This window comes from Xanthocytophaga flava (genome assembly GCF_030068545.1).
Classification (GTDB): Bacteria; Bacteroidota; Bacteroidia; order Cytophagales; family 172606-1; genus Xanthocytophaga; species Xanthocytophaga flava.
In genome coordinates, this window is the sequence record NZ_JASJOR010000057.1 from 18,957 (window position 1) to 27,179 (window position 8,223).

At 38.1% G+C, this 8,223-nt stretch carries 6 protein-coding genes; 3 read left to right on the forward strand and 3 right to left on the reverse strand.

Annotation, left to right across the window (positions count from 1 at the left end; translation table 11 throughout):
- Positions 1-276: 276 nt before the first annotated feature.
- Entirely contained in the window at positions 277-1,689 is a 1,413-nt protein-coding gene (locus QNI15_RS37865; RefSeq protein ID WP_314037288.1) for a tetratricopeptide repeat protein, read from the forward strand.
- Here the strand turns inward: QNI15_RS37865 and yiaK are convergent, their stop codons facing one another.
- Positions 1,690-2,673 (reverse strand): 3-dehydro-L-gulonate 2-dehydrogenase, encoded by a 984-nt coding sequence (yiaK, locus tag QNI15_RS37870; RefSeq protein WP_313994227.1) that lies wholly within the window; start codon positions 2,671-2,673, stop codon positions 1,690-1,692.
- A gap of 108 nt (positions 2,674-2,781) precedes the next feature.
- On the reverse strand, positions 2,782-3,891 hold the full coding sequence (locus QNI15_RS37875) for an AI-2E family transporter (protein WP_314037290.1): 1,110 nt from the start codon (positions 3,889-3,891) through the stop codon (positions 2,782-2,784).
- 107 nt (positions 3,892-3,998) lie between these two features.
- On the opposite strand from QNI15_RS37875, the gene QNI15_RS37880 reads away from it, so the two are divergent.
- Positions 3,999-6,110, forward strand: a complete 2,112-nt coding sequence (locus tag QNI15_RS37880; RefSeq protein ID WP_314037292.1) for a HEAT repeat domain-containing protein — start codon at positions 3,999-4,001, stop codon at positions 6,108-6,110.
- Here the strand turns inward: QNI15_RS37880 and lspA are convergent, their stop codons facing one another.
- Positions 6,111-6,614, reverse strand: a complete 504-nt coding sequence (gene lspA, locus QNI15_RS37885) for a signal peptidase II (RefSeq protein WP_314037295.1) — start codon at positions 6,612-6,614, stop codon at positions 6,111-6,113.
- Between the two features lie 256 nt (positions 6,615-6,870).
- Between lspA and QNI15_RS37890 the strand changes: the two genes are divergently transcribed.
- Positions 6,871-7,806 carry a YeiH family protein gene (locus QNI15_RS37890; RefSeq protein WP_314037297.1) on the forward strand — a complete coding sequence of 312 codons (936 nt, stop codon included), beginning with the start codon at positions 6,871-6,873 and terminating at the stop codon, positions 7,804-7,806.
- Positions 7,807-8,223: the final 417 nt, after the last annotated feature.

The window sequence follows — 8,223 nt, forward strand, 5'->3', positions numbered from 1 at the left end:
GCCCAACGTTTTGGAACAGGATTCTTTCTTACTACAAAAGAAAGTCTAGTTATTTAATAGAGTAAGCTAATTAACTGAAAACGAGTTTCTGATTTGAGATAGTAAAATGTATCTATATGGACGTGTTTGAAAAAAATGGACGTTTCTTGTTAATATGGAAAATTAGTGCCTTTTTACCATTTAGTTTTTTGTATTCAGGCAACTATGGTTAAGAAAAATAGGTAATAGTAGCAAAATTCCTCTGATATCCTCAGAATGAATCCTGATATCAGGAAAATGAAGAAACTCTTTCTATACATAGTATGGTTCTTTGGTATTCTGCCTCTTGTGGCACAGACTCGCCATGCTGCAAGTACTCCTCAAAAGAAAATAGATAGTCTCAAAAATATACTGGAAGCTAGCCGGGTTGGTGATACAACCTATATCAAAGTATTAAACAATATAGGCAAAGTCTATCTGAGTTTTGATGATGCAAAAGCCATGGAATATAGCCAGCAGGCATTGCTTATGTCTGAAGTGAATCAATACCTCAGAGGTAGTATGGTGAGCAATATGAATATTGGCCGTATACTGGAAAAACAACGTATGTTTGATAAGAGTATTGCCTGTTATCAGAAAGCAGCCAATCTGGCTCAGAAACTTAGTTATTTTAAAGAGTATGCCTATGCACTTCATAGTATGGGTGGCATTTACTTTAACAAAAAGGAATACCCTCAGGCTTTACATGCCTATCAGCAGGCTTTGGAAGTAAGTGAATCACTGCATGATACAGAGGAGATAATACGGTTGCTTAACAATATAGGGTATTCCTATGTGTTGATCAATGAGTCAGACACTGGTCTGATCTATCTGGAAAAGGCACTGGCAGAGAAAGAAAGGCTGAATAAAACAGAGTTGTTCCCTACAACACTCAACAATATGGCCATTTGTTATCAGAGAAAGAAAGACTACCACAAAGCAATAGCTCTTTCTTTACGAAGTTTACAAATCGCCCAGCAATACAACCAATGGATACGTATCAAGGAAGCCTCCTTGACGCTGTCTGAATTGTATGCTGCAATCGATGATTATAAACAGGCTTTTTATTATCGTAGTTTGCAGGTAGAGGCCACTGATACTTTATTTTCAGATAACCAGACACAAACTATTGCCGACATTTCAACCCGATATGAGGTTGCACAAAAAGAAGAGCACATTGTACATTTAACTAAGGAACGTCATCTGCAACTTACCATTTTTGGGTTAGTCAGTATATTACTTGCTTCGTTAGCCATTCTGTTTTATTATCAGAAACAACGACATCAGCGATTGATCCAATTGTTGGGTAAGAGAAATGAGGAAATTGAAGAGCAGAAGAAAGAGCTAAAACTGTTGAACGATACCCTTTCTTCTGTAAATCAGAATCTGGAAGAACTGGTCATTCGCAGAACGCAGGACTTACAAAAACAGAATGAACAACTTCGGGAATATGCTTTTATCAATTCCCATAAATTGCGGTTGTATGTGAGTCGTCTTCAGGGCTTGCTGAATATTATGCCTTTCGAAGATGACTCAATCGGTTTTAATAAATTAATCACCCATCTGGTAACATCTACTGAAGATTTGGATAAGCTAACTCGTGAGATATCCAGACTTTTAGAAGAAAAAGGCGGATTTGACCGCCATGATTTATCTGATGTAAAAGAGTAATTACATGTTCTGTAGTTTCTCCCACATTTCTTCATTAACCAGTACCCCCTCCCGTTCACTTTGTATTCTTGTTTTCAGTGTGTTCTCTCCCGGATAAGCAATAGGTTTTGTTGGGTCTGCGGGTGTACTACTTTTGACATATTTCAGGACTTCTTCTATAAGGCTCGCATGCAAATCCGGACGATGAATGGCAATAAAACATTGAGACACACCAAATTCTTTTCCATCTGCTGTAATTTTTGCGGTAGATCGTCCACCACTCAATGCTACCAGCAAAATGTCCAGTATCATAGCCAGTCCACTTCCTTTCCAGAACCCAATAGGCAAACCTCGTTTATTTTTGCGTATAACAGCCGGATCATAACTTAGTTTACCCTCATCATCATAGCCACCCGGAAACGGAAGTTGTTTGTTTTCCAGTTGATACTCCTGCATCTTTCCATACGAAAACTGTGACATCGCCATATCCAGTACAACATGACCTTCTGCACGTGGTACAGCAATAACCAGTGGATTATTACCTAATGTAGGTTCAACACCACCCCAGGCTGCCATGCTAGCTAACGCATTGGTAAAGCAAACCCCAATACATCCGGCATCAGCTGCCTGCCAGCCATACGTACCCCCACGCATCCAGTGACTGGTATTTTGTAAGGCTACACAGCCAATACCATATTCTTTGGCAAGTGCAATAGCCCGATTCATTGCCATTGAGGCATTGTACATACCTGGTGCCCGATGACCATTCCAGGTTTCCGTTGCGCCAAATTGTTGAATCCTTTCTGGTTCTGCATTTGGGTTTACCAGACCTTCTTTTACGAATTCCACAAATGTGGGGAATCGATTGAGTCCGTGAGAATACACACCATCCCGGCTATTGGACGCAAAAATATGTGCACAGAAAGCTGCTCGTTCTTCTGGAAAGTCTAGTTTGAGTAATACTCTTTTGAACTCCTTTTCCAGTTGGGTAAAGGGAATGCGCATGAATTGTGGGTTGAAGTGATAAGTCTGTAATCAGCAATACAAATAAGCGATGATCTTTTAAAAACTCAAGTTTACTGTAAACTTATACATGACAATTATATGGACTGTCTAGCGTTTTCGCTTCCAGAGTTGTCCTTTGTGGTTATTCGGAATGTCGTCCCCTAGTAGTTTACCCCAGGGTTTGAGATCAGGAATCCGGTCAAAAATGATTTTTAGAATCGCTACCAGAGGAATAGAAAGGAACATACCGGATACACCCCATACAGCTCCACCTAACAGAACCACAATGATTGAAACCAATGCATTGATTTCTACTTTGGAGGATACAATACGTGGAACCAGAATGTTATTATCAATAAATTGAATCAATGCATAAGCCGCCAATATACCCAGTTGGGTGGTATACCCATCTTTAGTCACAGTAGCCATCAGCACTGGTAATGCAATGGCAATAATACCACCAATGTAGGGGATTAGATTGAGAATAGCGCCTATTACACCTAATAAGATAGCATAGTCGACGCCTAATAGGAGTAGGGCAACGGAATTCATGACCGCCACAATGACCATCTCCAGCATCAGGCCAACCATATAACTTTGAATAGCTGTTTTAGTCTGATTCAGAATTTCTCCGACATGGTTGGAGTTCTCTTCGGCAAATACCTCATAAATAAAATTAAGGATCAGAGACTTGTAGTAGAGAAACAAAAACACATACACAGGAATCAGAAAAAATATCCCCAGCATACCAATCGCCGTTCCCAATGTTTGCCCAACCATAGCAGTTCCGCCCTCTACTCCTTTGTTCAGGTATTCGGCCTGTTTTTTTGCAGAGATATTAAACCGTTCCTGTAGCCAGTGTTGAGATTCTGTAATGATCTGCATTAGTTTTTGTTTCAGCATAGGAAAGGTATCACTGAATAGAGAGAGTTGAGTACCCAAAAAGAACAGAATGCCTCCCAACACTAGTATGGCAAGGAGTAAAGTCAGGGTAATAGCTACAACAGGTGGTGTTTTCCATCGGCGAAACCGGATATATACCGGATTGAGCAAAATGGATATAACCACAGCAAATGCCAGTGGAATAAGTATATCCCGGATAGTAAACAGGATATAGGAAAAAAGGATGATTCCGAAAAGGATAACTGTCGTCTTCAGATAGAAGGGATATTCTTTAGTAGCTGGCATTTGAGTAGTGAAAATGAATAATACTACCATTGTATGTAAAAAAAATATGCCTGTGGAAAAGTTGTCATCTGAAAACTGTATACATTAGAGAGCTATTTTTATTAGACTTCATTTAAGGAAAATTTGTCACTTTTAAAATGATTCGAAAGAAACCGCTTCTTTTACTATCTGTAGTGTTACTATTGCTTGCTCTACTTTATATAAAATATAAATACGACAAAGTTACAGCTACTAGCTTCTTCCATGGTGATGGATGGACGGATGCTGAGTGGGAGGAAATGATTGAAAAGTCAGATCTTATTTTGTTAGGAGAGGTTCAAGAGGATGGAACATGGCATACTCGTGTAGAAGCAGTAGAAGTTCTTAAAGGTAAGTTGGATCAGAAAGATATCTGGATTACAGGCTATAATGACCCATATGGCTCGCCTGAATCTGTTGAGTATCGGGCTTTAAACAGTGGTAAAAGATATATTTTATTTTTACAGAAATTAGAGGAAACAAATGGTCGTATCAGATATTTGGAAGAGCAGGCAGGCTGGAATTTATTTATGAGAAGGTTTGTCAATGCAGTAAAAGATAAAACAGCCTATACTGTTTGGTCTCCGACCAGTGGGATGATTGCTGTAGAAAATGATAGTGCTTATTACAATTTATTTGGTTTTCCTGGATATAAAACGGCAAAACCCTATCCTGATTTTCTGGAGTTTCTGAAAGAGGCTATCACATACAAATCAATACATCAACCCAATCCTGTTTACTTGAATAAGGTACTTGATCTGTTGAATAGCTCACTAGAACATAAACCAACACCTTGTACACCTGATGAGTATTTGATGCGGTTGGATATGTGTGGAAATCAAAAGTTTTATCCAGTCTTTCATAAAGCTTTGCTTGATACATTCCCTGACACCCGCTATGCATTAGGACTGCATCTGAGAAAACTTGAAAGAGATTCAGTTGTCACTTTATTTGAACGATTACTTGTTGATACGGTACCCATTATCCAGGAACTAGCATTGGAGGAGTTGTTACATCGTGAAGATTCCTCTAGGTTAGGGATATTACTTCTTTCCAGATTGGATAGTGCTTCCAATATAGTTATACAACCAAACATTATGGAACCTAGAGGAGATGCTTTTGCTTCTTCAGGCGTAAAAGCAAAAATTATCTCAACCCTGGCAAAGCTTAACTATCACCCTGCTATTCCCAAGCTTACATCATTTTTGCATAGTAATGATGAAGGATTGTTTGTGGCGGCTATTCATGCATTATATGATTTAGGAGAGCCACATCTGGATGTTGCTATGAATAACTATTTGCAAAAGGGAAATGTAAAAGATATGACTACAATTTGTAGTACCATTAAAAACTGTGAACTTAAAAAGTCTTATAAAGGACTGTTATATTTTATTGAGGCATATAGAGACAAATATCCTAACACCAGCTTTGCTGTGGATTGTTTAAGTGAGTTTGATAAAAAAGATGTAGAAGTACCTCTGATCTCAGGGTTAAATAAATTGACAACACAATGGGATACAATAGATTTTCAATACACTCTTATTCGGGATTATATTGAAACCTTAACAAAATTGAAATCTAAAAATGCCCAGGGATCAATTCGAAGGACTTTTTACTTTTACTATGGTCTAGATTCAAATTATAGTAAGAACAATCAACTATTTACAATTAAACGTCAGTTGGAAAAGAAATTGGAGGATAGCATTTCAAACTTCTTGGAAGAACGGAACTACGAACTTGCTGGTATTAAGGCTGTAGTACGTATTTTGAATACTTCAGAGTTGATGCAAAAAAGGTTGGCAAAACCTCGTTATGAATATGTGTTGGGAGTAAATATGAAATATGACTTCACTAAAACTAGAAAGAAAATAAATGATGAGGATTTTGGAGATCGTGAGGATGCAGCCTTAATAGATAGTGTTCAGAATTTACTTAGTACATATTTAAAGATACCAAGTTATTGTATCTATGTTCGTAAAGGAAGTGAGGTTACTATGTTTAATGATAGATTTAAGCAAGGTAGTAATTTTAATGATCCCATTGTGATGAATTATTGGACATTACTTGAAAACTATGCTAACTATGTAACTGCTGTTCCTAATCAAACAGATTTGTCTATCCTCAAAACTATTCAACAAAATAATTTCATAAACTCTGTTAATTCCAGGGATACTTATATAGAGAGAGAGAGTTTAAAAAGCAAAATCAAAGAAATAGAAAAGGCGCTTTGATTAATTTTCCTGTGGGATTTCTGATTTTCGGAAGTATTGCAATAACAACAAACCAAACCCAATCATAATGGATACATCTGCCATGTTAAATATACCTGTTTCAAACCAACCCAACTGAATATGCAGAAAGTCTGTGACAGAACCGTACTTGATACGATCAAATACATTGCCGATGCCACCTCCAATGATAAAGCAAAGCCCGATTAAGGCACTAGTCTTAAGAGATTGATTAAAGAATGCGTAGCTTAAAGCTCCAGCCAGCACTAATGCTGGGACTAGTGATAGCAATACATTGCGAATGGGTTCGGGCAATGTGCCCCCTGCACTTAGAAATGCTCCTGTATTTTCAACTTTAGTAAGAATCAGATTATCATCGATCAGTTCAATATGTTCATACGCATCAATGTTCTTTCTCACAATGGATTTGGAAACCTGATCACAGCCAACATTAATCACTACCAGCAATACAATGATGCAAATGCGCAAAAATTTGTTTGTTTTCATTCGAAGTCAATACTTTTTTCTCTGTACGGATTCTGAGCCTATAAATATAGGTATTATAACGAGGTTTCCCTATCAATTTGTTTTATCGCGTCAACATAATTTATTCTACAGCTCTAAAAGAGTATGCCTTGCTGACAAGAAATATTGATGATATAACATTTTGCCATAACAAAAAGTAATAGTGGATAAGACATTGTGATTGGCCGGACGTCAGGTAATAGACTAGGTTTGTACAACAAATCAAGTCTATTACAATATGATTAGTCATCTTTCTGATCCTTATCGCAAGTTTCTGTTTTTTGTTCTTTTTGGATGTTGTCTATTACCTGTAGTCACCCCTCCGGTTGCTTTGTGTACAGGGTTTCTGTTAACTCATTTCTTTGGAAATCCTTTTGCTCGTTATACTCATTTCTGGTCACAGAGTTTGCTTAAACTGTCAGTTGTGGGACTGGGCTTAGGAGTAAATGTGTCTTCTGTTATTGAAAATACCCATGAAGGCCTGGGGTTAACCCTATTCTCTATAATCCTGACACTTGTGCTGGGATTAGTATTTGGAACAGCTTTGCATCTGACCCGTAAGACATCCCATCTGGTTGCTTCAGGTACTGCCATCTGTGGTGGGAGTGCGATTGCGGCTATTGCACCTGTGGTCAATGCATCTGAGAGAGAAGTTTCAGTTGCTTTGGGTACTGTCTTTCTGCTTAATGCTGTAGCATTGGTATTATTCCCGATAGTTGGTCATACCTTACATATGTCACAACACCAGTTTGGTTTATGGGCAGCTATTGCCATTCATGATACCAGTTCAGTGGTAGGTGCAGCCAGTAACTTCGGAACAGAAGCCTTACAGGTTGCCACAACTGTAAAACTAGCCAGAGCTTTGTGGATTGTACCTGTTGCCCTGATTAGTAGCTTGGTATTTCACAACAGAGACAAGAAGATTACAATACCCTGGTTTATTGGAGGGTTTATAGGAATGATGTTACTAAATAGTTATTTGCCTCAAATACATCCATATAGTCATACTATAACCTCAACTGCCAAAGCTGGTTTAACTGCCGCCTTATTTCTGATTGGAGCAGGAATATCCTTACAGGATATGAAACAAATTGGCTGGAAGCCACTGACGCTAGGTATAATTCTATGGCTGGTAATCTCAGTTATATCTCTTTGGATTATTTTGAGTAGATGATAAGTAGCTTATGCTTCTTTACATTGCAAAGGAAAAATGATTTGAACAAGTGTCACTACTGTCAGCTCAAATGAATTTGTTTCTTTTTTCTTCTCTTATTTCTTTTTGTCCTTCTGGAAGAAACTTGTGACAAATAGAGCCTTGCTTGGTTTTGGAAAGAAAAAATATATTCCAAAAATAAAGGCCGCTAACCTTGCCAAATGTTTCTTTCAGAAGGACAAAGGGGGAGTGTTTCTTTCAATGAAGGTATTTCCGGGTATTTTCTTAAGTTGATATCACCCATTTTGAGAGCAGCGTCCGCTCAATGCTGTCAACTTAAGGACTGTTTACAATCCAGATCGTTTATGAGTAGGAAATTTTCGTCGGGAACTTTTCTGTCTGGGTCTAGGGAAGGTACGTCCTGGTCGCCAAGGGATC